This is a genomic window from Herbaspirillum sp. Her4 (assembly GCF_057961335.1).
In genome coordinates this window covers 2,430,618-2,447,737 of record NZ_CM176330.1, presented here as the reverse complement: position 1 = coordinate 2,447,737, position 17,120 = coordinate 2,430,618, and the positions used below count along the sequence as shown (strand labels likewise).

Here is a 17,120-nt window from a genome sequence, read left to right as displayed (position 1 = left end):
ACGCATCAATGGATCAGTCCACGCCGCGTGCGCGGTCTTCCTTGAATTTCCTGACGAAGTCCTGGAAGGTGCCGGCGTCGATGGCGTCGCGCATCTCCTGCATCAGTTGCAGGTAGTAGTGCAGGTTGTGCACGGTGTTCATGCGGGCCCCCAGGATTTCACCGGCGCGATGCAGGTGGTGCAGGTAGGCGCGCGAGAAGTTCTTGCAGGCGTAGCAGTCGCAGCTCTCGTCGAAGGGGCGGTCGTCGTTCTTGTACTTGGCGTTCTTGATCTTGACGTCGCCATAGCGCGTGAAGATCCAGCCATTGCGCGCATTGCGGGTCGGCATGACGCAGTCGAACATGTCCACGCCGTTGGAGACGCCTTCCACCAGGTCTTCCGGCGTACCGACGCCCATCAGGTAGTGCGGCTTGTCGGCCGGCAGGCGCGGGCCGACGTGTTCCAGCACGCGCATCATGTCTTCCTTGGGCTCGCCCACCGACAGGCCGCCGATGGCGAAACCATCGAAGCCCAGTTCTTCCAGGCCGGCCAGCGATTCATCGCGCAGGCCTTCGAACATGCCACCCTGGACGATGCCGAAGAGCGCGTTCGGATTTTCGCCGCGATCGAATTCATCCTTGGAACGCTTGGCCCAGCGCAACGACATGCGCATGGATTTGCCGGCCTCTTCGCGAGTGGCGGGACGGCCATCGATCTCGTAAGGCGTGCATTCATCGAACTGCATGACGATGTCCGAATTGAGCACGCGCTGGATCTGCATCGAGATCTCCGGCGAGAGGAACAGGCGGTCACCGTTGATGGGTGAAGCAAAGTGCACACCCTCTTCCGTGATCTTGCGCATCTCGCCCAGCGAAAACACCTGGAAGCCGCCGGAGTCGGTCAGGATGGGCTTGTCCCAGCCGATGAACTTGTGCAGGCCACCGAACTTGCTGACCACTTCCAGTCCCGGGCGCAGCCACAGGTGAAAGGTATTGCCGAGGATGATCTGGGCGTTGATTTCCTTCAGTTCCAGCGGCGACATGGCCTTGACCGAACCATAGGTGCCCACCGGCATGAAAATGGGCGTCTCGACGGTGCCGTGGTTCAGTTTGACGCGGCCGCGGCGGGCCTTTCCGTCGGTTTTCAGCAGGGTAAATTCCAACATGATGCTCTCTGTTTTCTTTCCGGGTTTCTCAGGTACGGGTCAGCAGCATGGCATCGCCATAGCTGAAGAAACGGTATTGCTGCGCAATGGCGTGCGCATAGGCTGCACGGATGTGTTCATAGCCGGCGAAGGCTGACACCAGCATCAGCAGGGTCGACTTGGGCAGGTGGAAGTTGGTCACCAGCTGGTCGACGGTCTTGAAGGTGTAGCCGGGCGTGATGAAGAGCTGGGTGTCATCGCTGCCTGCCTGGAGCTGGCCGCTCTGCGAGCCGGACTCCAGGGCGCGCATGCTGGTGGTCCCCACCGCGATGACACGGCCCCCTGCGGCTTTGGTGGCACGCACGGCCTCTACCGTCTCGGGCGAGATGGTGTACCACTCGCTGTGCATCTTGTGCTGCGACAGGTCTTCCACCCGCACCGGCTGGAAGGTGCCGGCACCCACGTGCAGGGTCACGAAGGCCTGCTTGACGCCACGGGCGGCCAGTTGCTGCAGCAGGGCTTCATCGAAGTGCAGGCCGGCGGTCGGTGCAGCGACGGCACCGGGTTCCTTGGCGTAGACGGTCTGGTAGCGCGTCTCGTCATAGGCATCGGCCTCGTGGTCGATGTAGGGCGGCAGCGGCAGGCTGCCGTATTGCTCCAGCAACTCGAAGGCATCGGCGGGGAAATGCAGGGTGAAGAATTCGCCGAAACGTTCACCTACGGTGACATCGAAGGCATCGGCCAGGCGAATGCGGGTACCTGGTGGCGGCGACTTGGAGGCGCGTACCTGGGCGTGGACGGTACGCGGATCGAGGATGCGCTCGACCAGGGCCTCGATCTTGCCGCCGGTTTCCTTCACACCAAACAAGCGCGCCTTGATGACGCGGGTATCGTTGAAGACCAACAGGTCGCCGGGCTGCAGCAGCTCGACGATGTCTGAGAAGCGGCGATCGGTCAGTTGCGCACCCTGCACCTGCAGCAGGCGCGAAGCGCTGCGCTCGGCCAGCGGGGTCTGGGCGATGAGCTCGGGAGGGAGCTCGAAATCGAAGTCGGAAAGAGAGTACATGCTTGCAAAATATGGGTGGAGGCGATGCGCACGGCAGCCAACATGGCCAAATGGCCCGGTGCCGGGGCACTTCCCGGGCAAGAAGTGTTGCCGGCGGGATTGATACTGTAAATATTCACAGTAAAATAGCGTAACCCGTTATTTTACGCTGTCTGCGCGTTTTTCCCATATGCGCGTGCGACTAGCCACAATGGCCCTCCGTCCATACCACGCCGACCGCATGCCCGCTACCGCGAAGAAAACCACCCCGCCGGCCTCGAAGAAAAAAGCGGCTCCCGCTGCCAAGGCCACCGCAAAGCCTGCCGCCAAGCCCGAAAACAAGCTGGCCAAGCTGGGCCTGCACAATGACATGGACCTGGTGCTGCATCTGCCGCTGCGCTATGAGGACGAAACCACCCTCATGAGCATCGCCGAGGCCTCCATGCGGGGCCTGCAGACGGTGCAGGTCGAAGGCATGGTCACTGCCTGCGACGTGCAGTTCCGCCCGCGCCGGCAGTTGATCGTGACAGTCGGCGACGACAGCGGGCAGTTGACCCTGCGCTTCATCAATTTCTACGGCAGCCAGACCAAGCAACTGGCCGAAGGTACCCGGGTGCGGGTGCGCGGCGAATTGCGGCATGGTTTCTTCGGCGCCGAGATGGTCCATCCCTCTTACAAGGTGGTCAACCAAGGCGCGCCGCTGCCCGATGTCCTCACGCCCGTCTATCCGGCTGGCGAAGGCCTCTCCCAGGCCTATCTGCGCAAGGCCATCGCCAATGCCATGAGCCGCCTGGACTGGAGCGATACGCTGCCGCCTTCGATGCTGGAGACCCTGAACCTGGCCGGCTTCGAGCCGTCCGTGAGGCTGCTGCACAATCCGCCGCCGGACGTGGATGAGCATGCCCTGATCGAACGTTCCCATCCCGCCTGGATCCGCATGAAGTTCGATGAATTGCTGGCGCAGCAGCTCTCGCTCAAGCGCGCCCAGGCCGCGCGCCGCGCCAAGACCTCGCGTGCCTTGCCGGTCACCGGGCGCATCACCGAGGAACTGACCAAGGTCCTGCCCTTCCAGCTGACCGGTGCCCAGCAGCGCGTTCTCGAAGAGATTCGCGCCGACCTGCGCCAGTCCTTCCCCATGCAGCGCCTGCTGCAGGGCGATGTGGGCAGCGGCAAGACGGTGGTGGCCGCGCTGGCCGCCGCCCAGGCCATCGACAGCGGTTGCCAGGCGGTGCTGATGGCACCGACCGAAATCCTGGCCGAACAGCACTTCCGCAAGATTGCGGCCTGGATGGAACCGCTCAATGTCGGCGTGGCCTGGCTCTCCGGCAGCCAGAAAAAAAAGGAAAAGACCGAGGCCCTGGCCCACATCGAATCCGGTGCGGCGCGCCTGGTCATCGGGACCCACGCGCTCATCCAGGACACGGTGCAATTCGAGAACCTGGGCCTGGTGATCGTCGATGAGCAACACCGCTTCGGCGTGGGCCAGCGCCTGGCCCTGCGCAACAAGAGCTTCAATCCGGCCGACCGCGAAGCGGCTGCCGTGCCGCACCAGCTGATGATGTCGGCCACCCCCATCCCGCGTACGCTGGCGATGACCTATTACGCCGATCTCGAAGTCTCGGTGATCGATGAATTGCCGCCGGGCCGCTCACCTATCGTCACCCGCGTGATCGACCAGAACCGCCGCGATGAAGTCATTGAACGGGTGCATGCGGCAGCGCTGGAAGGCAAGCAGATCTACTGGGTCTGCCCGCTGATCGAGGAATCCGAAGCCTTGCAACTGCAGACCGCGACCGACACCCATGCCGCCCTCTCAGCCGCGCTGCCGGACCTGCAGATCGGCCTGGTGCACGGCCGCATGAAGCCGGTGGAAAAACAGATCGTCATGGAAGGCTTCAGCCGGGGGGCGATCCATCTGCTGGTGGCGACCACCGTCATCGAAGTCGGCGTGGACGTGCCCAATGCCTCACTGATGGTGATCGAACATGCCGAGCGTTTTGGCCTGTCGCAGCTGCACCAGTTGCGCGGACGCGTGGGGCGGGGCTCGGCAGCCAGCGTGTGCCTGCTGCTGTATCAAGGCCCCCTCGGCGGCACCGCCAAGCAGCGCCTGGCGACCATGCGCGAGACGACCGATGGCTTCGAGATCGCACGGCGCGACCTCGATATTCGCGGGCCGGGTGAGTTCCTGGGCGCAAGACAATCCGGTGAGGCCATGCTGCGTTTTGCCGATCTGGCCACCGACCAGTGGCTGGTGGAAAAAGCGCGCGATACGGCGCAGGCACTGCTGCAGCATGCGCCCGATATCGTGGATCGCCATCTGGCACGCTGGCTTGGCGGACGGGAAGATTTCCTGAAGGTATGAAACACCCGCGAAGGCCGCCACAGATGCCACCTTGCCGGGTTTCAAGCTTGGTCTTTTGCAAAGCTTTCCAGCATCTCTCAGGCGGCAGGCCAGTGCAAGGGCTGCAAACGCAAACCAGCAAAATGCCAACCAGATTTCCGCAAAAATCGAGAATTTCTTCGCTTTATGTCGATTGACGGAGAGCAGTACTGAGTCCAATCTACGGCCCACGGTGAACGGGTTCATGAAGGATCGCGCGGCGCACGCTGGTTCACCGGCTTCCCGTTGCGCCGGATGACCATCGCTAACTACAGAAGGCTGAACATTTTGGTTTCCAACCACGATCAACAATTGGCCCGCAGACTGCTCTGCCCCATCTGCCAACGCGCACTGACGGCTTGCATCTGCCACTGGACCTCTCCCATCGATCATGCCGTCGATGTGCTGATCCTTCAGCATCCGCTGGAAGTGAGCAATGCCAAAAACAGCGTGCGGCTGCTGCACCTGAGCCTGCCGTACAGCAAGCTGGTGGTCGGCTCGGTGTTTGATGCCGAGGAACTGCACGCAATGATGCACGCTCCGTCCCGCCTGCGCGGCGTCTCTTCGACCGAACCGGTGCATCCGGTGCTGTTGTACACGGACGATGTCTGCACACCCGAGACCCGCTACTTCGATGCGCGCACCATGATGGTGGACAAGCAGGAGACGCTCAAGCGCGTGCGCCTGGTGATCATCGACGGTACCTGGCGCAAGAGCCGCAAGATGCTGTTCGAAAACCCGATCCTGCAAACCCTGCCGCGCATGATGCTGATCGATACCCCGACCTCGCGCTACACCATCCGCAAGTCGCACAAGCCCGAACAGCTGGCCACGCTGGAAGCAACCGGCTACGCGCTCATGCAGCTGGAACGCAACAGCGAGAAATATCATCCGCTGCTGACGGCCTTCGACAATTTCGTCCTGCAACAGGGCTACATGCGCATGCACGGCCAGGCGACGCGGCGCAGCGAATAGGCGATCCGCCTGGCGCAGGGGAACCAAAGGCGCTGACCGCTGACCAAACCCATCCGGCCGCTCCGTGCGGCCGTTCTTGTTCAGGTGGCGTGGCAATGCGCTTATAATTGTGCGATTGAGACGTTGTGATCCTGAACATCTCTGACATACGTTGACGCCGGCCGGCGTCATCCCATCCCTGCGAACAAATCAACACATGAGTTCCGAATTCCTGCAACTGGCTGAAAAAGTCACTCAGCTCGCCAAGCTGGCACAAGGCCTGCGCGAAGAAAATGCCGAGCTGCGCCGGAAAGTCAAACTGCTCTCCGAAGACAACACCACCCTCGCCTCCCGCGTGGACCAGGCTTACCAGCGCGTCTCCGCCGTGCTGGCGCAACTGCCCGTGGCCGAAGTGGAAGAAGAAGCGGCTGCCGCCGGTGAGGAGGCCGCATGACCACCATCCAGATCAATGCCATGATCATGGGCCAGTCCTATACGCTGGCCTGCCAGGAAGGCGAACAGGCCGCGCTGCATCATGCCGTGGCCTATCTCGACCAGAAGATGCGCGCCATCCGCGACGCCGGCCGCATCAAGGGCACCGACCGCATCGCCGTGATGGCCGGACTGGGCATCGCTGCCGAGTTGCTGAGCATGCAACGTGCTGAAGGTCCCTTCGCCGGCCTGACCATTGCGCAATGGCAGCAGCAGATTGCCGCCATCACCGAGGTAGTGGACCAGGCGCTGGCCCCGCAGGAAAAACTGTTTTGAGTGCGCTGTCAGCGCCATGCTGACACGCGGAAATTCTTTACGCGTGCTTGAGAAAATGGCTGCCTTGCGCAGCCATTTTGCTTTCCCGGAGCAAGCACTTCCCCTGAAGAAAATCCGGTTACAAAATCGTCGACTTATTTTTGAGGAAGGTCTTGGAGGACGAAGATGAATCGGTTAGACTTCGTACTCCTGCCGTGTTCGCGATTGCCATATATTCCTTGAACCATTTACGAGCATAGGCTGTGGGATCGTTTGATGGGCGTGAGCGTCGCTAGTCCGATGAACCCGAAATTGAACTACCGCAGCCAACTTGAACCGTCAGGTTCAGGATGCCGGCACAGCGGCACAGGCGGGACTTGGATTGAAGAAAAACGGCTGCATTCGCAGCCGTTTTTTTATGCCTGTTTGTAATGCCTCTTTGTTACGCCTGTTTGCTGGCGTGACGGAGGACCAAGCAGCGCCGCCCCCTCTTCGCCTCACTCAGCTCTCGCGTTTCTTCGCGCCCTTGCGCTCCAGTCCCACTTCATCGATCACATCCTGGAATTCGGTCACATCCTCGAAGCTCTTGTAGACCGAGGCAAAGCGGATATAGGCGATCTTGTCCAGACGCTTCAGTTCGCGCATCACCAGCTCCCCGACCTGCCCCGACATCACTTCCCGCTCGCCGCTTTGCAGCAGCTTGTCCTGGATGCTCTGGATGGCCATATCGACCGCCTCGGCCGATACCGGGCGCTTGCGCAGTGCCAGCATCAGGCTGCCGCGCAGCTTGGCCGGATCGAAGTCAGTACGGCTGCCATTCTTCTTGACGATCACCGGCATGGTCAGCTCGATGCGCTCGTAAGTCGTGAAGCGCTTGTCGCAATTGCCGCAGCGGCGGCGGCGGCGAATGGAATGGCCGTCCTCGGACAGGCGCGTATCCAGCACCGGGGTATCTTCGTGATTGCAGAATGGGCACTTCATGGTGGCAGTGAGGCAGTAGTTGGATTGAGCTGGACAATGAGGGCCGGGGCCCGGTACTTCGATGACGCGCCGGCCACGCCATGGCCAGCACCACAGTGTTGCATCCCCAGGCCGGCCCGGCCATCGTATGCGAGGGCAAACCGGCCGGTCCAAATAAGCGACGGCGCCCGCAGTAACGGGCGCCGTCCGGAACATCTTCTACGACAGGTGCAGTTTCCGCTTTTTGGCAGAAAACTTCACGCCGGCCCCCAACGGGCCGGCATTTCCGTCGTCAATCAGCCGTAGACCGGGAAGGCCTCGGTCAGCTTCTTCACTTCGGCCTTGACGCGCTCGATGGTGGCGGCATCGTGCGGGTTGTCCAGCACGTCGGCGATCAGGTTGCCGACCTTTTCAGCTTCGGCTTCCTTGAAACCACGGGTGGTCATGGCCGGGCTGCCCAGGCGGATGCCGGAGGTTACGAATGGCTTTTCCGGATCGTTGGGGATGCCGTTCTTGTTGCAGGTCATGTGGGCCGAACCCAGGATGGCTTCGGCTTCCTTGCCGGTCAGGCCCTTGGGACGCAAGTCCACCAGCATCACGTGCGACTCGGTGCCGCCCGAGACGATGCGCAGGCCGCGCTTGATCAGGGTCTTGGCCAGCACGTCGGCGTTCTTCACCACTTGCTGCTGATACGCCTTGAATTCCGGCGAAGCTGCTTCCTTGAAGGCCACGGCCTTGGCCGCGATGACGTGCATCAGCGGGCCGCCCTGGATACCGGGGAAGATGGCCGAGTTGATGGCCTTCTCATGCTCGGCCTTCATCAGGATCACGCCACCGCGCGGACCGCGCAGGGACTTGTGGGTGGTCGAGGTGACGAAGTCGGCGAAGGGCACCGGGTTCGGGTACACGCCTGCGGCGATCAGGCCGGCGTAGTGGGCCATGTCCACCATGAAGTAGGCACCGACTTCCTTGGCGATCTTGGCGAAGCGCTCGAAATCGATGCGCAGCGAGTAAGCCGAAGCGCCAGCGATGATCAGCTTGGGCTTCTTCTCACGGGCCAGGCGTTCCATGGCGTCGTAGTCGATTTCTTCCTTGTCGTTCAGGCCGTAGGAAACCACGTTGAACCACTTGCCCGACATGTTCAGTGCCATGCCATGGGTCAGGTGGCCGCCTTCTGCCAGCGACATGCCCATGATGGTGTCGCCCGGCTTCAACATGGCGAAGAACACGCCCTGGTTGGCCTGGGAACCGGAGTTGGGTTGCACGTTGGCGGCTTCGGCGCCGAACAGGGCCTTCAGGCGGTCGATGGCCAACTGCTCGGCCACGTCCACGAATTCACAGCCACCGTAGTAGCGCTTGCCCGGATAGCCTTCGGCGTACTTGTTGGTCAGCTGCGAACCTTGCGCTTCCATCACGGCCGGCGAGGTGTAGTTTTCAGACGCGATCAGCTCGATGTGATCCTGCTGGCGGGTGTTTTCCTTCTGGATGGCAGACCACAGGTCGGGATCGACTTTCGCGAGAGTCTGGTTCTTGTCAAACATGGCTTTTCTCCAAATTGATGAGCTGGGGCCGAAGATCGCGTCACCGGCAGCATGCGGACATGCCGGGGGCTCGACTTCCGAAATCGAATGAGGGCCGGAAAAATGGAATGGGATTGCGGGCAGCCTCAGTCGTACTGTCCATTCGGCTGCCCAGGCGCACGGCTGTTGAAATCTCACGCTTCCCGATGGATCCCCATCTTGGCCGGTTTTACCCGGCGTTTCGCCAGTCACGTGAGACGAAATGGTGAGCGCATTGTAGTGAAACGGGGCGATTTGGGCAAGAACCATGGTGGCCGCGCAACAGCCCCGTTCCCGAGCCGATATGAAAGAAAAAGCCGGAAAAAACCCGAAAAAAGCGAGCCCATCCTCGTAAAAAGCGGCTTTGGGCTACAATTTCGCTTCTTTCGTTTTTACTTCCGGGTCGCCGGTGTGAAGCTTTATCCAGTTTCGCTGCACGGCGCCGGTCTCATCGCCACACAACAGGAGAATCAAGAGATGGTCGTGTTGATTACAGGAGCAACCGCAGGCTTCGGTGCCGCCATGGCACGCAAATTTGCCGGCAACGGTCACAAGGTGATCGCGGCCGGTCGCCGCAAGGAGCGCCTGGATGACCTGGTCAAGGAACTGGGTGCCGACAAGGTGCTGCCCCTGGTGCTGGACGTGACCAGCAAGGAATCGATCAACGCCGGCCTGGAGAGCCTGTCGGGCGAGTGGAAGCAGGTCGACGTGCTGGTCAACAACGCCGGCCTGGCGCTGGGTCTGGGCCCGGCCCACGAAGTGGCGCTGTCGGACTGGGAAACCATGATCGACACCAACGTCAAGGGCCTGGTCACCATCACCCACGCCCTGCTGCCGGAGATGGTCAAGCGCGGCAGCGGCACCATCATCAACCTGGGCTCGGTGGCCGGTGCCTATCCCTATCCGGGCGGCAACGTCTACGGTGCCACCAAGGCCTTCGTCGACCAGTTCACCCTGAACCTGCGTGCCGACCTGGTCGGTACCGGCGTGCGCGCCACCAACCTGGCGCCCGGCCTGTGCGGCGGCACCGAGTTCTCCAACGTGCGCTTCAAGGGCGACGATGGCGCGGCGGCGAAGGTGTATGAAGGAACGACCCCGCTGACGGCTGAAGACATCGCGGAAGCCGCCTTCTGGGTCGCCACCATGCCCGCCCATGTGAACATCAATTACATGGAACTGATGCCGACCTGCCAGGGCTTCAGCCCCTTCAACATCAAGCGCAAACAGTAAGGGATGGAGTAGAATGGCGTTTTTGCCGAAGGTGCCCTGGCACCGCAAGAACGCCATCCTCGCCCGACCTTGGCTGATGGACAAGTTCTACAGGCAGCGAGCAGCCGTCAATCAGTTCGCTTGCCTGACGGCATCATCGCGGATTGCGATGGATTTCCTGGTTCACTTTTCCTGATTTCCTGATTCTTTCTCCCCTGCCACAGCAGATTTCCCAATAACAAGAAGCATATGAGTGCCGCCAGTAGTCCATTCGACTGGAAGATCCGGGTCTATTACGAAGATACTGACACCGGAGGCGTGGTCTTCTACGCCAACTACCTGAAGTTCTTTGAGCGCGCCCGCACCGAATGGCTGCGCTCCTTCGGTTTCCAGCAGCAGCACCTGGCCGAGACCACCGGTGCCATCTTCGTGGTCAAGAACACCAGCGTCGACTATCTCTCGCCCGCCCGCCTGGACGATGAACTCCGCCTGACCGTCGTGGTCGAAAAATTTCGAAATGCCTCCATGCAATTCATCCAGGAGGCCTGGCGCCTGCCGTCGGGGGACGGCTCAGGTAGCGCAGGCCTCGATGGCAGCGCACCGCGTCTGCTGGCACGAGGCAGCATCACCGTAGTCTGTGTGGACCAGGCCACTTTCCGGCCGCGTCCGATTCCTGACGAATTGCTGAATCGCATCAAGAAGGCCACATGATGTCAACGGAAAAGCTCATCCGGGCCTTTATGGTGCTGGGACTGTCGCCTTGTGGCGACACATTCCCGTCGTTTGGGACAATCTGCGCCGTGGAAAACTTCTCTGCACATTTGCCGTCTTTTGTTTCGTACCGTTTCATATAGCGTCACCGCCTCACTGAACGTTCACACAAAACAACAGATTTTTAACCTAGCCTCCTCACCCCAACGCCGCCTTCAAGCCGCCACACTTTCCCATGAACGTCACACAAGACCTGTCCTTCATTTCACTGATCGCCAACGCGTCCGTCCTGGTGCAACTCGTGATGTTGCTGCTGCTGTCGGCCTCGATCATCAGCTGGACCTACATCTTCCGCAAGATGTTCACCATCCGCTCAGCCCGTGTGCAGACCGAGGAATTCGAGCGCGTCTTCTGGTCCGGCGGCAACCTGTCGGCGCTGTACCAGGATGCCCTGTCCAACCGCCGCAAGGCCGGTGCCGGTGGCGCGCTGGAGCGCATCTTCCAGGCCGGCATGGGTGAATTCACCAAGGCCAAGGCGTCGGTCGCCGCGCGTGGCGGTGCCGTCGAACCCGCCCTGCTGCTCGACGGTGCCCGCCGCGCCATGCGCGCCGCCTACCAGCGCGAGATGGATGCGCTGGAATCGCACCTGGCCTTCCTGGCCTCGGTCGGTTCGGTGTCCCCGTACGTGGGCCTGTTCGGCACCGTGTGGGGCATCATGAACGCCTTCCGTGGCCTGGCCAACGTGCAGCAGGCCACCCTGGCTGCGGTGGCGCCCGGCATTGCCGAAGCCCTGATCGCCACGGCCATCGGCCTGTTCGCGGCCATTCCGGCGGTGGTGGCCTACAACCGCTATTCGCACGACATCGACCGTCTGGCGATCCGCTTCGAGAGCTTCATCGAAGAGTTCTCCAACATCTTGCAACGTCAGGCACGCTAATGGCTGGCTCATCGATGCGCGGGGGCCGTCCCCGCAAGTTCAAGTCCGAGATCAACGTCGTGCCCTACATCGACGTGATGCTGGTGCTGCTCATCATCTTCATGGTGGCCACGCCCATCACCAATCCCAGCGTGATCAACCTGCCCACGGCGGGCAAGTCCACGCAGCCGCCGTCGGATTACATCGAGATCGCCCTGAAGCCCAACGCCCAGGCCACCATTCGCATCAACGGCCCCAAGAGCGGCGGCAAGAAGGCCGAGACCGTGACCGGCAAGACCGACCTGTCGGAACGCCTGCGCAAGCTGCATGAGGATAATCCGGACCTGGCGGTGATGATTTCGGCCGACAAGGAAATCAAGTACGACGACGTGGTGCAAGTCATCTCGGAAGCCAAGAAACAGGGAATCGCGCGGGTCGGCCTGGCCACCAAGTAAGCGCACAGCCGAGTGATATGAGCGATAACGCACACTACACCATCCCCAAGCCACCCGGCCGCTGGCGCGCCATCACGCTGGCGCTGGTGATGCACGTGGCCTTGTTCCTGTTCTTCTGGATCGGCATCCGCTGGCAGAGCGAAACACCGCTGACGGTGGAAGCCGAGATCTGGGATCCGCAGTACAAGGAAGCCGCGCCCCTGCCCACGCCGCCACAGCCGCAGCCCGAACCTGATCCGGTGGTCGAGCCGCCCAAGCCGCAGCCCGTGATCGAGCCCAAGACCGTCGCCCCCAAGGTGATCGACGAGCCCAAGCTCGACAAGCCCGATATCGCCCTGCAGAAAGAGAAGGAAAAGAAGCGCAAGGAAGAGCAGGAGAAACAGGAAAAGGCCGACAAGCTCAAGGCAGAGAAGGAAAAGGCCGAGCGCGAGAAGAAGGAACAGGCCGAGAAGGACAAGGCTGAACGCGAGAAGAAGGAAAAGCTGGAAGCCGAGAAGCAGAAGAAGCTGAAGGAAGACAAGCAGAAGGAAGAAGAAGCCAAGAAGAAGGCCGACGCCGAGAAGCAGGCTGCCGACAAGAAGAAGCAGCAGCAAGCCGCGGCCGATGCCAAGGCGGCTGAACAGCGTCGCCAGGAAGACCTGAAACGCATGATGGGCCAGGCTACCAGTGCCACCGGTGGCACCGGCACGGCCGAGAAGTCGCAAGGTCCGAAGGGCAGCCCCAGCTACGCCAACAAGTTGCGCGCCAAGATCCGCAGCAACACGGTCTTCGACAATAGCGGCGTCAGCGGAAACCCTGCCGGGGAGTACACTGTCGAATTGTTCCCGGACGGGACGGTACGCAGCGTGCGTGTGAACAAGCCTTCAGGTGTCCCTGGCTTCGACGATGCCGTGCGGACTGCCGTCATGAAGTCCCAGCCCTTCCCGGCCGATACGGATGGCAAGGTGCCGTCCAGCTTCACATTCACCCATTATCCGAAAGATCAGTAAACGATGATTAAAGCCCGTTACCTGACCCTGTCCCTGACCCGCATGGCCACTGCCATGGTGGCCGTGGCCGGCCTGTCCTTCGCCCCGGCCTCGCAGGCGCAGATCCGCTTCGAGATCACCGGCGTGGGTGCCTCGCAGATCCCGGTGGCCATCGCCGCCTTCCCGGGTGAAGAATCCGCTCCGCAGCAGATCACCTCGGTGGTCAAGGCCGACCTGGCCCGCAGCGGCATCTTCAAGCTGATCGACAACAGCGATGCGCTCTCGGATTCCTCGGCCATCAACTATGCCGACTGGCAGAAGCGCGGGGCCAACGCACTGGCCGTGGGCAGCGTCACGCGCCTGGCCGATGGCCGTTTCGATGTGCGTTATCGCCTGTTCGACACGGTGCAGTCGAGCCAGCTCTCGGCCCTGTCCATCGGTGCCCAGCCGCAACTGCTGCGCCTGACCGCGCACAAGATCGCCGACGACATCTACCAGAAGCTGACCGGCATCCCGGGCATCTTCTCCACCCGCATCTCCTATGTGACCAAGTCCGGCAACGAATACCGCCTGGAAGTGGCCGATGCCGATGGGGAAGGCACGCAGGTGGCATTGCGCTCCAATGAGCCGATCATCTCGCCGTCCTGGTCGCCGGATGGCACCAAGGTCGCCTACGTTTCCTTCGAGATGAAGAAGCCGGTGGTCTACATCCAGAACCTGGTGACCCGCCAGCGCTCCATCGTGGCCAACTTCAAGGGCAGCAACTCGGCCCCGGCCTGGTCGCCGGACGGCTCGCGCCTGGCCGTGGCCCTGACGCGCGATGGCCTGACCCAGGTCTACGTGATCAATGCCGACGGTTCGGGCCTGCGCCGCCTGACCAACAGTGCCGGCATCGATACCGAACCGCAGTTTTCGCCTGATGGCGGTAGCGTCTACTTCACCAGCGACCGCAGCGGCGGCCCGCAGGTGTACAAGGTGGGCCTGGATGGTGGCTCGCCCCAACGCGTCACTTTCAATGGCAGCTACAACATCAGCCCGCGCATTTCGCCGGATGGCAAGACGCTGGCCTTCATTTCGCGTCGCGACGGTCTGTTCCAGCTGTATGCACTGGACCTGACCAATGGCCAGGAGATTCGCCTCTCCGATGGCAGCCGTGACCAGTCGCCCAGCTTTGCGCCCAATGGCAAATACATCATGTACGCGACGGAATCTGGTCGTCGCGGATCCCTGGCCGTCGTTTCCGTCGATGGCCGAATCAAACAGCGTCTGACGACGCAGGCCGGTGATATCAGGGAACCGACCTGGGGTCCGTTCATGAAATAAAGAAATCCAATATTGCTTTCATCACGACAAGGAGAAATCCAAAATGCGCACTATCAGTACCTTCGCCCTCATCGTCTCCAGCGCTGTTCTGCTGGCCGCCTGCTCGTCGACCAAGCTGGACGACAAGGCCAACGCCCCCGTGCAGAACGGCGCCAGCAACGGCGCTGACACCCGCGCCGTGGGCACCGTCAACGCCGGTTCGGTTGATCCGCTGAACGACCCGCAAGGCGTGCTGGCCAAGCGTAGCGTGTACTTCGACTACGACAGCTACACTGTCAAGCCGGAATACCGTACCGTCATCGAAAACCACGCCAAGTACCTGGTGGCCCACAAGGACCGCAAGGTGATCATCCAGGGCAACACCGATGATCGCGGTGGCGCCGAGTACAACCTGGCCCTGGGTCAGAAGCGTGCAGAAGCCGTCCGCAAGGCACTGGTCCTGCTGGGCGTGTCGGATGCACAAGTGGAAGCGGTTTCCTTCGGCAAGGAAAAGCCCAAGGCACTGGGCCAGGATGAAGCGTCCTACGCCGAGAACCGTCGCGCTGACATCGCTTACCAATAATCGACATGCATACCGCTTTCAAACTGAAATCGGTAACCGTGGCGGCCTTGCTGGCCGCCACGGCTTTCCTACCGCTTACCGCCCGTGCCGGCCTGTTTGATGATGACGAGGCGCGCAAGGCCATCCTGGACATCCGTTCCAAGATCGAAGCCCTGCAGCGTGACGTTGCCAACAAGGCTGACAAGAACAGCGTCCTGACGCTCTCGGACCGCAACGACAACCTGCAATCCCAGATTGCGGCGCTGCGTGGCCAGATCGAGGTGCTGACCAACGAGATTACCAACGCCCAGCAACGCCAGAAGGATTTCTACGTCGACCTGGATGCACGCCTGCGCAAGCTCGAGCCGCAGCAGGTGCAAGTCGATGGCCAGACCGTGGCTGTGGGCGTGTCCGAACAGCAGGCCTATGATGCGGCCCTGTCGCAATTCAAGGGTGGCGACTACAAGGGAGCGGCCAACGCCTTTGCCGACTTCATCAAGCGCTATCCGCAATCCGGCTACGCCGCCTCGGCGCAATACTGGCAAGGCAATGCCCTGTACGCCCAGCGCGACTACAAGGGTGCCATCGCTGCACAGCAGGTGGTGGTGAAGAATTATCCGGACAACCCCAAGGCCGCTGACGCCCTGCTCAACATCGCCAGTTCGCAAGCTGAACTGAAGGACAAGGCAGCGGCCAAGAAGACCCTGGAACAGTTGATCGCCAAGTATCCGAACACCCCTGCCGCACAGACCGGCAAGGATAGGATGGCGTCGCTCAAGTAAGCAGGTTCATCGCGGTGGTGGTGTTTGATGAACGATCATGATCGTTTGTGAAGGCACAGTGTTGACACCGCCGATAGAGTTTGCCTATAATAGCGATCTTTCGGGTCGTTAGCTCAGCTGGTAGAGCAGCGGACTTTTAATCCGTTGGTCGCAGGTTCGAATCCCGCACGGCCTACCAGAAATTCAGCAGTACAAGAGAAGGGCTCCAGTTCGCTGGAGCCCTTTTTGTTTTTCGCGCTTGCGAAAACGTGACCGCGATTCAGACCCGGCATCCATCAGGATTTCCACGCTGCAAACCTGATCACCCTCGCACGAAACGACAATGACACCAAAGTTAATAGCAATTGGTGAAATGTAGTTACGAAATAAATCGGCTACCATTGCGATTCCATTTAGAAATACGGGGGAAAGTGTGGCTTTAATAACTCAAGAATCAATCGAAAACGCCTTGGACTGGGCGTATGAGAAATCTGTCAACGGCATTCCCGGATTGGATTCCGCTATCGAGCTCGCAGATAGTTACATCGAAGGCAACAATGACAGTCCATATGAGAGAGCCAACTCATTGATTCGGTGGCAGAACACCAAGGCAGCGACTTCGGGATTCGTGACGGGACTGGGTGGAATAATCACTCTGCCGGTTGCTATACCGGCCAACATTGCCAGCGTCCTGTATGTTCAGGTTCGCATGATTGCAGCCATCGCCCATCTTGGCGGTTACGACGTAAAAATGACAAGGTAAAGACCTTGGTTTATTCCTGTTTGGTAGCCAATAGCGCGAAGGATGTTTTAAAAGATGTCGGCGTAGCCGTAGGCAACAAATTGGCTCTGAATGCCGTCAAGACGATTTCTAGCAAAACACTCGCCGAAATCAACAAGCGAGTGGGATTCAAATTGTTTACAAAATTTGGTGAAAAAGGCGTCATCAATTTGGGGAAAGCAGTGCCGCTACTTGGTGGACTCATCGGTGGTTCATTCGATGCGTATACCACCAATGCAGTGGGCAATGTCGCTAGAGATACCTTTACACCCAAAAATTAGTCGTCAGCATTTTCAATAAGCGAGTTAGAAAAACTAGCTTGTTCGTCTGACCGCATCCTGGCGCCCGGGCATTGCTCTTCACCTAGATGCAGCCGATTGCAACACGCGAACGCCGCCTTTGCGTTATCAACTGGCCCGCGAGCCCTCTCCCGCCCGCGGGCCGCCACCATCAGAAGTGGCTTGGTCACTGCCAGATAAAGCCCACGCCGCTACCAGGGACTACGCTGCCGCTGCAAGTGGTGTCGTGATAAACACAGGACGCGTCGGCCGATATCGTGATCGCCTGATCGTGGACCAGATGACCCCCAGTGGTCATCTTCCGATTTCCATCGGCCTTCAGGCCATTGGACAGGCCCGCGTGCGCCATCTTGGCCGTTAAGCCGGTGTACATCAGTTCCCCCAGCGC

Annotated in this window: 19 protein-coding genes, 1 tRNA gene, 1 other RNA gene and 1 riboswitch; of the genes, 16 read left to right on the top strand and 5 right to left on the bottom strand. The window is 60.7% G+C overall.

The window, feature by feature from the left end; genetic code table 11:
- Positions 1–13: 13 nt before the first annotated feature.
- Complete coding sequence (tgt, locus tag ACWFUC_RS11160) at positions 14–1,144, bottom strand: tRNA guanosine(34) transglycosylase Tgt (protein WP_121037880.1); 1,131 nt, start codon at positions 1,142–1,144, stop codon at positions 14–16.
- Between the two features lie 28 nt (positions 1,145–1,172).
- Positions 1,173–2,189, bottom strand: a complete 1,017-nt coding sequence (queA, locus tag ACWFUC_RS11155; RefSeq protein WP_039788976.1) for a tRNA preQ1(34) S-adenosylmethionine ribosyltransferase-isomerase QueA — start codon at positions 2,187–2,189, stop codon at positions 1,173–1,175.
- Between the two features lie 220 nt (positions 2,190–2,409).
- On the opposite strand from queA, the gene recG reads away from it, so the two are divergent.
- The 5 genes from recG to ssrS all read left to right on the top strand — a co-directional run bounded on the left by recG (position 2,410) and on the right by ssrS (position 6,630).
- Positions 2,410–4,530 carry an ATP-dependent DNA helicase RecG gene (recG, locus tag ACWFUC_RS11150; protein WP_489625535.1) on the top strand — a complete coding sequence of 707 codons (2,121 nt, stop codon included), beginning with the start codon at positions 2,410–2,412 and terminating at the stop codon, positions 4,528–4,530.
- A 306-nt stretch (positions 4,531–4,836) separates the two neighbouring features.
- Positions 4,837–5,523, top strand: a complete 687-nt coding sequence (locus ACWFUC_RS11145) for a tRNA-uridine aminocarboxypropyltransferase (RefSeq protein WP_039789792.1) — start codon at positions 4,837–4,839, stop codon at positions 5,521–5,523.
- A 196-nt stretch (positions 5,524–5,719) separates the two neighbouring features.
- Positions 5,720–5,956 carry a hypothetical protein gene (locus ACWFUC_RS11140; protein WP_034330350.1) on the top strand — a complete coding sequence of 79 codons (237 nt, stop codon included), beginning with the start codon at positions 5,720–5,722 and terminating at the stop codon, positions 5,954–5,956.
- Entirely contained in the window at positions 5,953–6,270 is a 318-nt protein-coding gene (locus ACWFUC_RS11135) for a cell division protein ZapA (protein ID WP_121037871.1), read from the top strand. The genes ACWFUC_RS11140 and ACWFUC_RS11135 overlap by 4 nt, the downstream gene beginning before the upstream one ends.
- 183 nt (positions 6,271–6,453) lie before the next feature.
- Positions 6,454–6,630, top strand: a non-coding RNA gene (gene ssrS / locus ACWFUC_RS11130) — 6S RNA.
- A 120-nt stretch (positions 6,631–6,750) separates the two neighbouring features.
- Here ssrS and nrdR read toward each other — a convergent pair.
- Both nrdR and glyA read right to left on the bottom strand, forming a co-directional pair.
- Positions 6,751–7,230, bottom strand: a complete 480-nt coding sequence (nrdR, locus tag ACWFUC_RS11125; RefSeq protein WP_121037869.1) for a transcriptional regulator NrdR — start codon at positions 7,228–7,230, stop codon at positions 6,751–6,753.
- Between the two features lie 275 nt (positions 7,231–7,505).
- Complete coding sequence (gene glyA / locus ACWFUC_RS11120; RefSeq protein WP_154132635.1) at positions 7,506–8,750, bottom strand: serine hydroxymethyltransferase; 1,245 nt, start codon at positions 8,748–8,750, stop codon at positions 7,506–7,508.
- A 141-nt stretch (positions 8,751–8,891) separates the two neighbouring features.
- Positions 8,892–8,991, bottom strand: a riboswitch (ZMP/ZTP riboswitch).
- Between the two features lie 254 nt (positions 8,992–9,245).
- Here glyA and ACWFUC_RS11115 point away from each other — a divergent pair.
- From ACWFUC_RS11115 to ACWFUC_RS11065, 11 genes are all read left to right on the top strand, one after another.
- Positions 9,246–9,998 (top strand): SDR family oxidoreductase, encoded by a 753-nt coding sequence (locus ACWFUC_RS11115; protein ID WP_121037866.1) that lies wholly within the window; start codon positions 9,246–9,248, stop codon positions 9,996–9,998.
- A gap of 228 nt (positions 9,999–10,226) precedes the next feature.
- Positions 10,227–10,688, top strand: a complete 462-nt coding sequence (gene ybgC, locus ACWFUC_RS11110; RefSeq protein ID WP_489624898.1) for a tol-pal system-associated acyl-CoA thioesterase — start codon at positions 10,227–10,229, stop codon at positions 10,686–10,688.
- Positions 10,689–10,923: 235 nt separating this feature from the next.
- Positions 10,924–11,625, top strand: coding sequence for a protein TolQ (gene tolQ, locus ACWFUC_RS11105; RefSeq protein ID WP_039788986.1), 702 nt, complete (start codon positions 10,924–10,926; stop codon positions 11,623–11,625).
- Complete coding sequence (locus ACWFUC_RS11100; protein ID WP_039788988.1) at positions 11,625–12,059, top strand: biopolymer transporter ExbD; 435 nt, start codon at positions 11,625–11,627, stop codon at positions 12,057–12,059. Before tolQ ends, ACWFUC_RS11100 begins: the two co-directional genes overlap by 1 nt.
- Positions 12,060–12,076: 17 nt before the next feature.
- Positions 12,077–13,048 (top strand): cell envelope integrity protein TolA, encoded by a 972-nt coding sequence (gene tolA, locus ACWFUC_RS11095; RefSeq protein WP_134134600.1) that lies wholly within the window; start codon positions 12,077–12,079, stop codon positions 13,046–13,048.
- A gap of 3 nt (positions 13,049–13,051) precedes the next feature.
- Positions 13,052–14,350, top strand: coding sequence for a Tol-Pal system beta propeller repeat protein TolB (tolB, locus tag ACWFUC_RS11090; RefSeq protein ID WP_039788991.1), 1,299 nt, complete (start codon positions 13,052–13,054; stop codon positions 14,348–14,350).
- 43 nt (positions 14,351–14,393) lie between these two features.
- Entirely contained in the window at positions 14,394–14,912 is a 519-nt protein-coding gene (gene pal / locus ACWFUC_RS11085) for a peptidoglycan-associated lipoprotein Pal (RefSeq protein WP_008326545.1), read from the top strand.
- A gap of 5 nt (positions 14,913–14,917) precedes the next feature.
- A complete protein-coding gene (gene ybgF, locus ACWFUC_RS11080; RefSeq protein WP_121037855.1) occupies positions 14,918–15,673 on the top strand; it encodes a tol-pal system protein YbgF in 756 nt (251 codons plus the stop codon).
- A gap of 102 nt (positions 15,674–15,775) precedes the next feature.
- Positions 15,776–15,851, top strand: a tRNA-Lys gene (locus ACWFUC_RS11075).
- A 234-nt stretch (positions 15,852–16,085) separates the two neighbouring features.
- A complete protein-coding gene (locus tag ACWFUC_RS11070) occupies positions 16,086–16,415 on the top strand; it encodes an EcsC family protein (protein ID WP_489624897.1) in 330 nt (109 codons plus the stop codon).
- A 5-nt stretch (positions 16,416–16,420) separates the two neighbouring features.
- The gene (locus tag ACWFUC_RS11065; RefSeq protein WP_489624896.1) at positions 16,421–16,714 is read left to right on the top strand and encodes a hypothetical protein; all 294 of its coding nucleotides are present in this window, start codon (positions 16,421–16,423) and stop codon (positions 16,712–16,714) included.
- A 184-nt stretch (positions 16,715–16,898) separates the two neighbouring features.
- Here ACWFUC_RS11065 and ACWFUC_RS11060 read toward each other — a convergent pair whose 3' ends face one another.
- The gene (locus ACWFUC_RS11060; RefSeq protein ID WP_489637597.1) at positions 16,899–17,105 is read right to left on the bottom strand and encodes a hypothetical protein; all 207 of its coding nucleotides are present in this window, start codon (positions 17,103–17,105) and stop codon (positions 16,899–16,901) included.
- Positions 17,106–17,120: the final 15 nt, after the last annotated feature.